The 13,984-nt window shown below is 42.4% G+C and carries 13 protein-coding genes; 2 read left to right on the forward strand and 11 right to left on the reverse strand.

Features of this window, described 5'->3' with window-relative positions; all coding sequences use genetic code 11:
- Nucleotides 1–67: 67 nt before the first annotated feature.
- The gene (secDF, locus tag HMPREF9145_RS08820) at nt 68–3,058 is read left to right on the forward strand and encodes a protein translocase subunit SecDF (protein WP_021825936.1); all 2,991 of its coding nucleotides are present in this window, start codon (nt 68–70) and stop codon (nt 3,056–3,058) included.
- A 634-nt stretch (nt 3,059–3,692) separates the two neighbouring features.
- On the opposite strand, the gene HMPREF9145_RS08825 is transcribed toward secDF, so the two are convergent.
- From HMPREF9145_RS08825 to HMPREF9145_RS08855, 7 genes are all read right to left on the reverse strand, one after another.
- Nucleotides 3,693–4,193, reverse strand: a complete 501-nt coding sequence (locus HMPREF9145_RS08825) for an OmpH/Skp family outer membrane protein (RefSeq protein WP_021826005.1) — start codon at nt 4,191–4,193, stop codon at nt 3,693–3,695.
- Nucleotides 4,194–4,325: 132 nt separating this feature from the next.
- Nucleotides 4,326–4,865: an OmpH/Skp family outer membrane protein gene (locus HMPREF9145_RS08830; RefSeq protein ID WP_021825931.1), complete on the reverse strand. Its 540-nt coding sequence runs from the start codon at nt 4,863–4,865 to the stop codon at nt 4,326–4,328.
- Between the two features lie 169 nt (nt 4,866–5,034).
- A complete protein-coding gene (locus tag HMPREF9145_RS08835) occupies nt 5,035–7,668 on the reverse strand; it encodes a BamA/OMP85 family outer membrane protein (RefSeq protein ID WP_021825917.1) in 2,634 nt (877 codons plus the stop codon).
- Between the two features lie 54 nt (nt 7,669–7,722).
- Nucleotides 7,723–8,466 carry an isoprenyl transferase gene (locus tag HMPREF9145_RS08840; RefSeq protein ID WP_021825985.1) on the reverse strand — a complete coding sequence of 248 codons (744 nt, stop codon included), beginning with the start codon at nt 8,464–8,466 and terminating at the stop codon, nt 7,723–7,725.
- Nucleotides 8,467–8,558: 92 nt separating this feature from the next.
- A complete protein-coding gene (gene porG, locus HMPREF9145_RS08845) occupies nt 8,559–9,242 on the reverse strand; it encodes a type IX secretion system protein PorG (RefSeq protein ID WP_021825867.1) in 684 nt (227 codons plus the stop codon).
- Between the two features lie 9 nt (nt 9,243–9,251).
- Nucleotides 9,252–10,637 (reverse strand): DUF6242 domain-containing protein, encoded by a 1,386-nt coding sequence (locus tag HMPREF9145_RS08850; RefSeq protein WP_021825886.1) that lies wholly within the window; start codon nt 10,635–10,637, stop codon nt 9,252–9,254.
- 525 nt (nt 10,638–11,162) lie between these two features.
- Nucleotides 11,163–11,966: a gluconate 5-dehydrogenase gene (locus tag HMPREF9145_RS08855; protein WP_021825803.1), complete on the reverse strand. Its 804-nt coding sequence runs from the start codon at nt 11,964–11,966 to the stop codon at nt 11,163–11,165.
- A 371-nt stretch (nt 11,967–12,337) separates the two neighbouring features.
- On the opposite strand from HMPREF9145_RS08855, the gene HMPREF9145_RS13755 reads away from it, so the two are divergent.
- Nucleotides 12,338–12,451: a DNA-directed RNA polymerase gene (locus tag HMPREF9145_RS13755; RefSeq protein ID WP_196809761.1), complete on the forward strand. Its 114-nt coding sequence runs from the start codon at nt 12,338–12,340 to the stop codon at nt 12,449–12,451.
- 163 nt (nt 12,452–12,614) lie between these two features.
- On the opposite strand, the gene HMPREF9145_RS13760 is transcribed toward HMPREF9145_RS13755, so the two are convergent.
- The 4 genes from HMPREF9145_RS13760 to HMPREF9145_RS14165 all read right to left on the reverse strand — a co-directional run bounded on the left by HMPREF9145_RS13760 (nt 12,615) and on the right by HMPREF9145_RS14165 (nt 13,886).
- Complete coding sequence (locus HMPREF9145_RS13760) at nt 12,615–12,791, reverse strand: hypothetical protein (RefSeq protein WP_081697725.1); 177 nt, start codon at nt 12,789–12,791, stop codon at nt 12,615–12,617.
- A 126-nt stretch (nt 12,792–12,917) separates the two neighbouring features.
- Nucleotides 12,918–13,043 (reverse strand): hypothetical protein, encoded by a 126-nt coding sequence (locus HMPREF9145_RS14160; protein ID WP_262502509.1) that lies wholly within the window; start codon nt 13,041–13,043, stop codon nt 12,918–12,920.
- Between the two features lie 76 nt (nt 13,044–13,119).
- Nucleotides 13,120–13,428, reverse strand: a complete 309-nt coding sequence (locus tag HMPREF9145_RS13065; RefSeq protein WP_036907139.1) for a hypothetical protein — start codon at nt 13,426–13,428, stop codon at nt 13,120–13,122.
- Between the two features lie 329 nt (nt 13,429–13,757).
- Nucleotides 13,758–13,886, reverse strand: a complete 129-nt coding sequence (locus tag HMPREF9145_RS14165; protein ID WP_081697726.1) for a hypothetical protein — start codon at nt 13,884–13,886, stop codon at nt 13,758–13,760.
- Between the last annotated feature and the right edge of the window lie 98 nt (nt 13,887–13,984).

Here is a 13,984-nt window from a genome sequence, read left to right on the forward strand (position 1 = left end):
CTACATATGATAGTAGGAACTTTCTTATTAAATTTAGAAAAACAATAAATCAATAACTAATAAAAAGATGCAAAACAAAGGAATTGTAATTTGTACAGCTGTTCTTCTGACGCTTGCAAGCATTTTCTATCTTTCATTCTCGGTTGCCACAGGTTACTATGACAGCCAAGCTGCAAAGATTAAAGACCCAATTGCGAGACAGGATTATAAAGATTCTGTGAAGTATTTGGGCATTTACTCCTATCAAAAGTGCTTGGAGACCCAGATAGGACTGGGACTTGACCTCAAAGGTGGTATGAATGTGATTCTTGAAATCTCTGTTCCCGATGTATTGGAAACGTTGGCAGATCACAAGACGGACCCCGCTTTTGTTAAATCAATGAAGCAAGCTCGCACTGAAGAAGAGACGAGTCAGAGTGACTTTATATCACTTTTTGTGAAGTATTATCATCAAAATGCGCCGGGACATCGCCTTGCTGAGCTCTTCGCTACACAGCAATTACAAGGTAAGATTAATCCACAGAGCACTGATTCAGAAGTAGAGAAGGTGTTACGACAGGAGGTTCAGGCTGCAATTGATAACTCTTTCAACGTTGTACGCACTCGTATTGATAAGTTTGGAGTTGTACAACCCAACATTCAGAAACTCGAAGGACAGACTGGTCGCATTATGGTTGAGATGCCAGGTATCAAAGAACCTGAGCGTATGCGTAAGCTTTTACAGGGTAGTGCGAATCTGGAGTTCTGGGAAACATACAATGCTGACGAGGTAATTCCTTATTTGCAACAACTTGATAGCCGTCTTGCGAACGACGCTTCTAATGATACTACCGCTGCAAAGAAGGCCATTAAGAAGGCTGATGCAAAGAAGGTTAAGTTACAATTGAAGAATAATGACGACGAGACTCCTACTCAAAAGAGTAATGCACAGATGGAAGCTGCGAAGAAACAACACCCATTGTTGGCAATGCTTCAGACCACAGGACAGAACTCTTTGGCACTCGTTGGTTATGCAAGTGTACGAGATACAGCTGCTATTAGCAAGTTAATCTATGGACAAACTGCTAAGCAAATTCTTCCAACCGACCTCAAATTGCTTTGGAGTGCAACGCCAGAAGATGGTATCAAAGCTAAGAATATTTATGGTCTTTACGCTATAAAGGTTTCATCAAGTAACGGACAAGCTCCTCTACAGGGCGACGTTGTAGTTGATGCAAAGGATGAGTTCAATCATGTAACAGGCCAACCTGAGGTCAACATGACTATGAATACAGAAGGTGCACGCCGTTGGGCTGCGCTGACAAAAGCTAATGTTGGTAAGGCCATTGCTATCGTTTTGGATAATGCAGTGTACTCTGCTCCACGCGTAAATGGCGAGATTGATGGTGGCTCAAGTGCTATTTCTGGTAACTTTACCGTAGAAATGACGAAAGACCTTGCCAATACTTTGAAGTCAGGTCGTATGCCGGCACCTGCCCGTATCGTTCAAGAAGAGGTGGTAGGTCCTACACTTGGTGCCGCATCTATACAGCAAGGAATCATCTCTTTCGCTATAGCTTTCGTGCTGTTGATTATCTATATGGTGATGATGTATAACTTCATCCCAGGTATGATCGCTAATACAGCGTTGGTTATCAACGTATTTTTCACGCTCGGTATACTTACTTCGTTCCAGGCGGCATTGACAATGTCGGGTATTGCAGGTATGGTTCTGTCGTTAGGTACGGCAGTCGACGCCAACGTTCTTATCTATGAACGCATCAAAGAAGAGCTAAGAGCGGGCAAAGGAATGAAGCAAGCAGTCGCCGCGGGATATAGTAATGCCTTCTCAGCTATCTTTGATTCTAACTTAACTTCACTCATAACCGGTGTTATCCTCTATGTCTTCGGAACCGGACCTATCCAAGGTTTCGCGACAACTTGGATTATAGGTATTGTTTGTTCGTTCTTCAGTGCAGTGTTCTTGACAAGACTTGTTTTCGAACATCAACTCAACAAAGATCGTTGGATGAATCTAAAGTACTGGACAAGTGTTAGTAAAAACCTTATGCAGAATAAGGATTATAAGTTCATGTCCATGTATAAAGGCACCTTCACTATAGCCATTTTAGCTTCTGTTGTCTTTATAGGTAGCTTCTTTGTTCGCGGACTTTCTCAGAGCATTGACTTCACTGGAGGTCGTAACTACGTTGTACAGTTCGAGAAACCAACCGAGCCTGAGCAGGTACGTGAAGTCTTAACACATGTGTTCCCAGGCTGTACTACCAACGCTCTTTCACTCGGAACAGACAATAGAACGATTCGAATCTCAACCAACTATAAGATTGAATCTAACAGTCCTACGGTTGATGATGAGGCCGAAAGTAAGTTATATCAGGGCTTGAAACAGGCTGGTTTAGTTTCTCAAAAGAGTGTACAGGCGTTCAAGAATCCTGATGTTCGCACCGGAGGTTCTATCATAAGTAGTTCTAAAGTAGGTCCTTCTGTGGCTAAGGATGTAACTTATGGCGCTATCATCAGTGTCATTATCGCACTTGTAGCCATCTTCCTTTATATCCTTATACGCTTCCGCAACGTGGCCTTCTCAGCCGGTTCAACCATCGCTTTGATTTTCGATGCCTTGACGGTTGTAGGTTTCTTCTCACTGCTTCAGGGATTGTTACCATTCTCTTTGGAGGTCGATCAGACGTTCATTGGTGCAGTTTTGACCGTCATTGGTTACTCTATCAACGATAAAGTGGTTGTGTTCGACCGTATTCGTGAGAACTTCCGCCTCCATCCAAAACAGGATGTACAGAAAGTTTTCAATGATTCTATCAACCAAACATTGGCACGTACCATCAACACTGGCTTCTCTACGTTGATCGTATTGGTAGTAATTCTGTTGTTAGGTGGTAAGAGTATTCAGCCGTTTGCTTTCGCCATGACTCTTGGTGTGATATTCGGTACACTCTCATCAATCTTCATTGCTTCGCCAATCGCTTACCTCTTCATGGGTAAAACGATTAAAGACCGCCGCTTAGAAGAGGCTGCTCTTGAGTCGGTAGAACAGAAATAATGATTCAAAACAAAGTGTAACATCCTCTGTGGTGTTACTCTTTAAACGATAAAAGTCTGCAAATGCAAGTGCGTTTGCAGACTTTTATCGTTTCAATCTATATTGGAAATATAAGCTAAGGCTCTTTACTCATCAAACAATCTGTGCCATTTCGTGCGATGATTTGCGTCATTTAACGCGCTAAAACCTATCATATTACACGACAATTAGGCTCAAATCATTTTGCTCTTTATTATCAACCATATTGCCACCATAAAAGTTTTAACGTGCTACTCTGTATGGGTTGTGCTTTTGTTAGCCTGCGGTTGATGAGGAACGAGTCTACTTTGATTAAGCGATTACATTTGGAAAGAATGTAGTATGTACTGAGTTTCTCTAAAAAATGCAGGGAGATTATAAAGTGGGTAAGGAATGGTTATACCATTGATATGAATCTTTTATGCTACGTTTTATCCGAACGCGCCATCCATAATAAATCATATTACTCCCCTCTCTCTTCGGAGAGGGGTTGGGGGAGAGGCCATTCCTCTCTTTAGTTTCTTTGCATTGGGGCTGTGGGAGAGGCTTTTTTACTCTACAAAAAGAAAGGGGCGGAATCAAATTCCGCCCCTTTTGAACTGTATGTTAGCTTCGTTTACTTCAATTTGTTGAGTTGAGCTTTCACCTCAGCAGTAACATCCTTGCTCAAAGTATCGCTGATATAAGGGATGCCAGAGCTTACATCCATGATGTAAACATAGCCACCTGCCTTGCCGACAGCCTTGATAGCATTAACCAATTTGGTAGTGATAGGTTGCATTTTCTCCTGCTGTTCCTTAGACAAAGTCTGTTGATTGTCTTGCAAAGCCTGCTGATATTTCTGATAGAGCCCATTGAGTTCGTTCTCAGTTTCCTGCTGCTTTGTTGCGTTCATTGTAGACTTATTCTTCTCATAGTCTTGGCTTTTACGCTGCAATTCGTCTTGCATTGCTTTGAGATCATTCTCAAACTGCTTTGCTTTTGCTTCCATTTCGCCACGTGCCTTGATGAATTCAGGCATCTGAGACATTACTTCCTGTGCGTTGATGTGACCAAATTTCTGTGCGAATGTCGCAAGAGGAGCGAACATCAACATCATTAAAAGAATCTTTTTCATTTTGTTTTCGTTTTATTGTTTGTTATATAATCATTTTTTATTTGATGCATTCTTGAGACTGCTTTGTGTCATTTCGGCAATAGCCATGACGTGCTTGGTCTCCTGTTTAGTGTCAGAGAGTGGGCTGAAAGCTTAGCGGCTGTATCCCAATTTCTGTAAAACCTCGTTGGAAATGTCTATCTTTGGGCTGCCGAAGATGATGCCTTGGTCACTCGAACGATCGACAACAAGACTGTAACCACGTAGTTCTGATATCTCTTTTACAGCGTTATAGACTTCCTCTTGGATAGGCGCCATCAAGGCTTCTCGCTTTTTGAACAACTCACCTTCAGGCCCAAAGTATTTCTTTTTCAAGTCGGCTGCGGCCTTTTCTTTGTTCATTATCTGCTCTTGTTTAGTCTTTTTCTGCTCTTGAGAGAGGAAAACCGACTCGTTCTGATAGTTCTTATACATCGTACTTGCTTCGGTATTGAGCGCCTCTACCTCTGCTTGCCACTTCCGACTGACTTGATTTAGTTGCTCGTTTGCACGTTCATAGGCCGGAATATTCTTGAAAATATATTCCATATCAACTAAAGCGAACTTCTGTGCAGAGGCAGACGATGGTAAAAGTGCGAGCAGGAAGAAAGGTAACATGAACCTTAGTGCCTTGTTATAAAATGTTTTTTTCATATCTGTTTGTTTTTAGTTGACAAGTAGACAAGTGTACAAATAAACGTGTTTATTGTTGGCTTGTCTATTCATCTGTTTATAATCTGCATGAGCATCTGTACCCAATAAGCTTAAAACTCAGTGAACACATCACTCGTAAACGCGTTAACTTGTCCACTCGTCCACAGACTTAGAACTCTTGTCCGAGGATAAAGTGGAACTGACTTCCGCCCTTCTTTCCGTTGACATTATCCTTATCGAAGCCATAAGCCCAGTCAATACCCATCAAACCAACCATTGGAAGGTAGATACGTACACCGAGACCGGCACTTCGTTTCATATCAAACGGGTTGAAATATTTAGTATTCGACCAAGCGTTTCCGGCTTCAACAAAGCCTAATCCATAGATAGTTGTGTTGCCTAATAAGAATGGATAGCGCAACCCAAGCGTGAATCGGTCGTATGCATAGCCGTTATATGCGAGCGAACCATTGTCATAACCACGTAGTCCTATGGTCTCATCGGCGTAGCTTGAAGAGTATCCGCTCATGCCATCTCCACCCACATAGTAGGTCTCAAAGGGGCTCTTCTTGTACTTGTTATAACTTCCTAACAAGCCCATCTCAATGCGAGTCATCAGTACAAAGCACTTTTGTCCGCCGCTTAATGCCGTATAAGTCTTTGCCTTAAACTTCCATTTGTGGTATTCAACCCAACGATACTTCTCCTGTTGTTCGGCAGAATAGGTTGGAGAATAAGGGTTCATAGCCAGGGTTTTGTAGTCTTTGTGACTCCAAACACTCCATGGTGGGGTGAGGGTTACACTTGCAGTGAACTCTGAACCATGGCGTGGGAAGAGAGGATTATCCGTTGAAGTGCGACTTAAAGAGATGCTCAAGTTGAGGTTGTTTGCAGCTCCATTCGTCATCAAGAAATACTTCCAGTTCTTCAATTCATAGCGTTGGTAAGCCAATTGTGCCGAGAGTACAAAGTAATCGTCAGGCCAACGGAGACGCTTTCCCCAACCAATGCTGACACCATACATGCGCATGTAGGTATCAGGGTCATAGTAGTTCTCGTAATAGTTGTTGTTATAGTTGCCATAACCATAGCCATATCCGCTGTAGTAAGAGTTCAGATAGTTCATGCGGTAGGCATCATTGTAGTAGCTACTTGATACATCTGTCATCTTACTAAAGTACACTCCAACGCTGAATTGGTTAGGACGTTTGCCGCCAAGCCAGTTGGTTGAGTAGCTTGCATTATAGCTTTGATAATATGTTCCGTTAGTTTGTGCACTAAGACTCAACACCTCTCCGTCACCGATTGGCATGATTCCACGGTGCTCTTTGTTCTTTCTGAAGAGGTTGGCCATTGAGAAGTTGTTCAACTTTAAGCCTACTTTACCTATCACACCTGTTTGTCCCCATCCCAAAGAAAACTCTATTTGGTCATTACTTTTCTGTTCCAAGTTGTAGTTAATGTCCACTGTTCCATCCTCTGGATTGGGCTTAACGTCGGGCTGACTACTCTTCTCTGGGTCGAAATGTCCCATGGACTGAATCTCTCGAAGCGAGCGCATTAGTGCCTCACGAGAGAATAAATCTCCCGGCTTTGTACGCAGTTCACGTCGTACAACGTTCTCATATAGACGGGTGTTTCCATTGATGCGCACGTGACTTAGATAGGCTTGAGGACCTTCTGTGACGCGCATTTCAAGGTCAATAGAGTCGCCATCGATGTTCACTTCAGTCGGATTAATGCTTGAGAAGACGTATCCGTTGTTGTAATATAAGTTAGCTACGGCGTCATCATCCTTGGAAACACGCTTCTCAAGAAGCTTTTGATTGTAGACATCTCCACTCTTTAAGCCTAAGATTGCATTTAATCTTAGTGTTGGATAGACTGTGTTTCCGACCCAAGTAATATTGCGAAGGTAATACTTTTGACCTTCGTCTACCTTTAAATAGATATCAACATGTTTCGGATCTACATTCCAAACACTGTCTTTAAGGATAGTAGCGTCGCGATAACCATATTCATTATATTTCTCAATCAGATTCTTTTTGTCGGTCTCCCAGCGTTCAGGTGTGAACTTCTTTGCCTTGAGGAAAGAGCCTAATTTGCCTGCTTCGTGGGTCTTAGAAAAGGCACCTTTCTTAAAGAGTCCACCTTTTATCTTCGACAAACTCAATGCTTTGTTGCCCTCAATGAAGATGTTTCTCACCTTCATTTTTTCCTTTTTATCTACGATAACATCAAGAATCACGTTGCCTTTATTAGCTACATCATCCCTCTGTCGTATCGTTATTTCCGCATTTTTGAATCCCTTGTCGTCGAAATACTTCTTTGCTAAGATCTTCGCGCGGTCTATCATGTTCGGTGTTATCTGTGAACCTTTGAGCAGACCGAGCTTATTTTCCATGTCTTCTCGTTCGCTTTTTTTCAGTCCTTCATAGTTAATCACCGACACGCGTGGACGAGTTTTCAACGCGATATGCAAGTAAATCTTTCGCCCAACGATTGAATCGGCCGAAATTTGAACGTCAGAAAAGAGGCCATGACGCCAGTAACGTTTCACTGCATTCGTGATATCGGCCCCGGGAACTGTAATCTCTTGGCCTACTTGTAGTCCCGAAATACCAGACAACATGTAGTCTTCGTAGCCTTGAACTCCCGAGATATTAATGCCACCGATAATGCAAGAGCGCGGTGTTCCGGCATAAGAGATATCAGGATATAGTATCTTGTCCTGTGCAAAAGCAGGGACAGCGCTTGTCAATCCCGCTGCAAAGATGATAAAAACTTTCTTTATATTGTTCATTACCAATGATGTTTCTTATTGCTGTTTCGTTCTTATTCGCTTGTCAAAGCATTCTTATTTTACTGCTTCGGCTTCTATCTGAGCTTCTGTTTTGCCAAATCTCCGCTGGCGATTCTGGTAACTCAGGATGGCTTTATGCAAGTCGTCTTCATTAAAGTCGGGCCAATATGTATCACAAAAATATAGCTCCGAGTAGGCAATCTGCCATAAAAGGAAGTTGCTAATCCGTAGTTCTCCGCCCGTACGTATCAGCAGTTCAGGGTCTGGCATGAAGCTTGTTTGCAGATGACGGCTAATGACTTCTTCCGTGATTTCTTCCGGAACAAGAGACTTATCCTTATGTTCCGTGAGGAGTTCTCGCATGGCTTGTGCCATCTCCCAACGTGCACTATAACTCAAAGCCACAACCATTGTCATCGCAGAATTAGTCTTTGTATGCTCTTCTGTCTCTCTAAGTTTCTGCTCAACTTCGGCAGGAAGTCTCTTTCTATCACCGATAACACGAAACCTTACGTTGTTCTTCATGAAGATTTCATCCTCAAGTGATGTGAGCACTAAGCCCATTAAGGCACTTATTTCGTCTGCAGGACGGTTCCAATTCTCGGTAGAAAAGGTATAAAGCGTAAGGAATTTAACTCCCAATCGCGTAGCTTCCGACGTGATTCTACGCACCGCATCCACGCCAGCTTGATGCCCATAGCTGCGTGGTTTGCCTCTTTCTGCTGCCCAACGCCCATTGCCATCCATGATAATGGCAATGTGTTTGGGAATTCGTGTCCTATCTAATGAAGCTTCCATATCTTCGTTTTATATTCTGTTTTGCGTCTCTTTACACTGCAAAACAAGTCACTTTGCGATTCAAAATAACTCATTTTATCGTGTCAAAGCACCTATTTTATATCTTTGTTACACGTCGTACATTTCGGCATAAAGCTATAACTTAGTGTAAGTTGCAGGGCAGAATAGCAATCTTTATTCTTGAAAATGCCCGACGAAGTGATTCCATACGGATCTTTCCTCCCATCAAGTTTGTCGCTCATTGCAAAGTGCATGGCCCATGCTATGCCTGCATTTACGCGCGTACCTATTTTATATTTCAGGCCAACGCCTATTGGAATATTTGCTGTAAAGACGTTTGTTCCATCACCACTTGCATAGGTTCCACCCACTCCTACAAATAGAAATGGAGTCAAACGCTTTGCTCCGTAGTAGTCTTTTCCAGTGCCATAAGGCCAGAAATTGTATTCATACATCAGACTAACATCCGTCAGTTTGTTACTGAAATGATAGGGTGATGCTGACGATGAAGGGTAAATGGTTCGCACATCACGTTCATTTCCCTTGAGTGTTCCTATCGAAGCATCTAACCGAAGCGCCATATATGCATTGAGATTACGGCGTACAAATACCGTCATCATAGGCTGAAGATCTCGCGTAAGCATGTTATTATAGTCGCCCAAATAACCCATTATGCCTAAGCCTCCGCCCACTTCCATGAGATATTCATCATCGGTTTGGGCTTTCATGCCAAGCATTGTAGCCAGCATGGTGAGTAGAAGCATCGCGCGTTGCATCTCTATTGCCTATTTCTTCAGTATCAATCCAGCTAAGTTACCTTTCCAAATCTTGCCACTTCCACCAGCAATCAACCAAAGGTCTTGATGCTCATCTACGACCATAGCAAATGAAGTCTCACTGCTTTCAAAGCCTTCTGGCAATGTGATTCGATCGTCTTTTTTCCATCCAAGCCCTTGACCTTCGCTGACAAAGAAGCTTTCAAAGGCCTTTGCTTGATAGTTTCCAAGTCCTTTTCCGCCAAGCGCGATGAGGTCATCTCCCACACTAACAATCTGAAGATGGGTCAAACCTGGAGCCACATACGCTGGTTCGTCCAACCCATAGAATCTCCATGGCTGTGCAGGTTGGTTGGGATCAATCTGTTTTCCCCATACCTTTGCGCCGAGAACATCATTGGTTGTCGGTGCATTTCCTACCATCACAAGATTATAAACGCCAGCATTCACTTTTGAAGCAAAGCTGAACAAATGAATATTTTGACTTGGTAATTCACTTAAATCGCCATTAGTTGTGTCTAAACTCCAGCTTGTTCCGCCGTCTTCCGACTTCATCATGCCGCTGTTTCCAACGCCATAGAGTACTCCATTGACACCGCCGACCAGCTGCTTCAAGGTAACATAGCCTCTTGTTTCCCATGACTGACCATCTTGACTGCGCAAAATCTGTCCGCCACTATATGTATAAAGGAAGCCATCGAAAGCTATAAGATTGCTTGAAGCCTGTGCATCGAGTGTCTTATCAGGGCTGAGTTGCTGCCAGCTTTGTATCTGGTTAGACGATGTAACATAGAGCTTTGTTGTACCATTTTCCGTGCCCATGACATACACTTTGCCATTCATCGTTACTGCTTTCATGGCAGAGAGTGCACCCAAACGGCTGTCTTGACCTGTTGTCGACTGCCAAACAAAGCGACCAACCTGCGTCTTATGCACGTTGACCTTTACCGTATAACTGCGATTATATTTGCCACTTTGGCTGTAAACAATGAGCGTTCTTGGTTTAGAAAAGTCCAAAGAGTCTGTCGTTACATAGAATTTCAGCGAGTCAGAAGTCATGCTTTTCAATACCACTGAACCTCCGTTCTTGGCTGCAATCGTACAAAGTGCCTTGCGAACATCCACTCCATAGGGCAAGGAATCAACGTTATAAATCTCTCGATTCATTTGATCGATATAGAATTTATAGCTACTTGCGTTCAACGTTGTATGGATAATAGTGTCTGCTCCGGCTTTCGTCTTCGCGTGTTTTGTATACTTCAGTGTCCCCAAAGAAAACGCTGTAATCGCTGAATCATCGTAAGTTGTGCCCTCATCATCATTGCCTTTGAGACATGAAGTAAAGGCTAATAGAGCGGAGAATAGCGCAGTAAGGGACAAAAGTTTGGTCTTCATTCTACGTAGTTTATGTTATCTTTATCCTGCATTGACACCTTGTCTCACAGGTTTTTGATTGCAAATTTAAGCAGAATTCTGCAAATAGGCCACTATTCTGTACTATTATTATGTAAAATAATGATTATTCTTTTGTTTTTTAAGGTTGTTTTACAAAGCGTGTTTGCAGTCAACAAGTAACCTCGTTTGCTTTTACATATAATGTGCTTTGCCTTTACAATTGGCATGGGGTGCGTCTAACGGTCTTTCTCATGGGGCTTTATGGTAAGATTGTTCATGTGCATCAGGCGCTCAATTCCACCTAAATCAAGGTTCTTTTAAATCTGTTTTACACACTAATAAATCATCCTCTGATGTGTAAAAAAGATACTTGTGTTTCGTTTGAAGTCATTGTTCGTGACTTCAAACGAATAGCATATATCAATAGAACGACTAAAAACATAGTCGAACGCGTTTCAAAACATGATGTGTTTAATTGTCATTGAGCTGGCGTTGTCTAACAAGTGACAACGCTCTATGACTCAGTTAAGGTTGTTTTCCGATATAAGCGAGAATGCCACCATCAACATATAAGATGTGACCATTAATGAAATCACTCGCATCTGAGGCTAAGAACACTGCGGGACCCATTAGGTCTTCGGGCGTGCCCCAACGTGCCGCGGGGGTCTTACTAATAATAAATCGGTCGAAGGGATGACGGCTTCCGTCTGCTTGAAGCTCACGAAGTGGAGCGGTTTGTGGCGTTGCAATATAGCCCGGTCCTATGCCGTTGCATTGTATATTGTGTTCACCAAACTCCGAACAAATGTTGCGTGTGAGCATCTTTAGACCGCCTTTGGCTGCTGCATAAGCACTAACCGTCTCGCGTCCCAACTCACTCATCATCGAACATATATTGATAATCTTTCCATGTCCCTTGCGTTTCATGCCTGGGATAACGGCTTTTGAGACAATGAAAGGGGCGTTAAGATCAATGTCTATGACTTGACGGAAGTCCTCAACACTCATTTCTTCCATCGGAATACGCTTGATAATACCAGCATTATTGACGAGAATATCAATCGTTCCGAGCTCATTTTCCACTTTCGCTACAAGCGCTTTTACCTGCGTTTCGTCGGTAACGTCCGCAATATATCCATGTGCATCAATGCCTTTTGCTTTATAGTCAGCCAGTGCTTTGTCTAAATGCTCCTGACTGCGGCAATTGAAAGCCACCTTCGCCCCAGCCAAAGCATAAGCTTCAGCAATAGCAAATCCGATACCATAAGCAGCTCCTGTCACCAAGGCTACTTTTCCTTCTAAAGAAAATCTCTTAGAAAACGTGTCCATGTTTTAGTATTGTTTCGAGTTAATAACGTAGATGTTGCAAATATACGAATAGATTTCAGGGTAAACAAATCTATCGAAGTTAAAAAGTATGAAAGTCCTTTTGTTTGTTAAATACTTTGATTGTATGCTTTGTTTTGGAGTGAAGTGTAGGGTGGGTTGAAGCAAATAAAGCCTCACCCCCAACCCCTCTCCGAAGAGAGAGGGGAGTAGTTAGCCGTGGAAATGGAGGGGGTTGTTTTGGAGTTAATTAGGGGCGGTGATAATGTTGAGAATTAAAGGTAAATTGATTTGGGGCAAATCATCGCGTAATTTGCCGTATTTTATCGCATGAAATGACGTAGATTATCGCATAAAATGACGCAAATTATATTATGATTTTTATTATTCAACGCCGTAGGTGTTGCGTTTTTGATAGCCTATGGTTGCCAAACGATAGTGCAGGCTACCCTGGGTTAGGGTATGGTTTGCGGGGAACAACGCCGTAGGTGTTGTACCTTTTCGACGTAATCCACCATATATTTTGGCGCGAGATAACGTAATTCATGTTACGGATTGAATATTTCAAAGCCGTAGGTGTTACGCTTTCTAAGCGTAATTCGCCATAAATCCCCTCGCAATAGCCATGCTTTCTCGGAAAAAGCTCAACACTTACAGCGTTGAATCTCCTTGCGAACGTTTACCCGGGGTAGGCTCGTTCCTCGCCAACCCCGGGCTATCAAAAGAACAACTCGTACCGAGTTGCACCATGAGGGCATTTATATTGCGAAATTCATCCATTGGAATACCGGCATAAAATATACGGCGTTGTATCGTTGTAATATTCATAATGTAAAATACATTCATCGAAATATTGACATAAAATCTACGGCGTCGGTGATTAATATACAATTTTTTTGTTTGTATTAATGAATTAATTGTGATACGTTTTCATTGATATACCATTGAATCATGCTACAAATAATGAATCAATACGCATTTTTCAACGCCGTAGGTGTTGCGTTTTTGATAGCCCAGGGTTGCCAAACGATAGTGCAGGCTACCCTGGGTTAATGTATGTTGTGTGGGGAACAACGCCATAGGTGTTGCGTTTTTTAAATTAATTCGCCATGAAAGGGTTCATTATAAGCGTGCCTTTATAGAAAAAGCTCAACACCTACGGCGTTGAATCTCCTTGCGAATGCTCACCCGGGGTAGGCTCGTCCCTCACCAACCCCGGGCTATCAAAGGAACAACTCGTACCGAGTTGCACCATGAGCACATTTATAATGGAAGATACATTAATTGGAATATTGGCATATAACCTACGGCGTTGCACTACGAGGACATTTTTATTGCCAAATACATTCATTGGAATAATGGTATAATACCTACGGCGTTGTGCGATGAGCGCATTTATATTGCGAAATTCATCCATTGGAATACCGGCATAAAATATACGGCGTTGTATCGTTGTAATATTCATAATGTAAAATACATTCATCGAAATATTGACATAAAATCTACGGTGTCGGTGATTAATATACAATTTTTTTGTTTGTATTAATGAATTAATTGTGATACGTTTTCAATGATATTCCAATGAATCATGACACAAATAATGAATCAATACGCATTTCTCAACGCTGTAAGTGTTGCGTTTTTGATAGCCCAGGGTTGCCAAACGATAGTGCAGGCTACCCTGGGTTAGGGTATGGTTTGCGGGGAACAACGCCGTAGGTGTTGCGCTTTTTTTGATTAATCTGCCACGAAAGGTTTCATTATAAACGTGGCTTTATAGAAAAAGCTTAACACCTATGGCGTTGAATCTCCTTGCGAACGTTTACCCGGGGTAGGCTCGTTCCTCGCTAACCCCGGGCTATCAAAAGAACAACTCGTACCGAGTTGCACCATGAGGGCATGTATATTGTAAAATACATCCATTGGAATATTGGCACATTTTGCTATTTATTAATTCGGATGTAGGCATCAATTGTATTATAAAATGAATGTTTCAACGCCGTAGGTGTTGCGCTTTTGAT

Source organism: Segatella salivae F0493, from assembly GCF_000477535.1.
In the GTDB taxonomy this organism is placed as follows: Bacteria; Bacteroidota; Bacteroidia; order Bacteroidales; family Bacteroidaceae; genus Prevotella; species Prevotella salivae.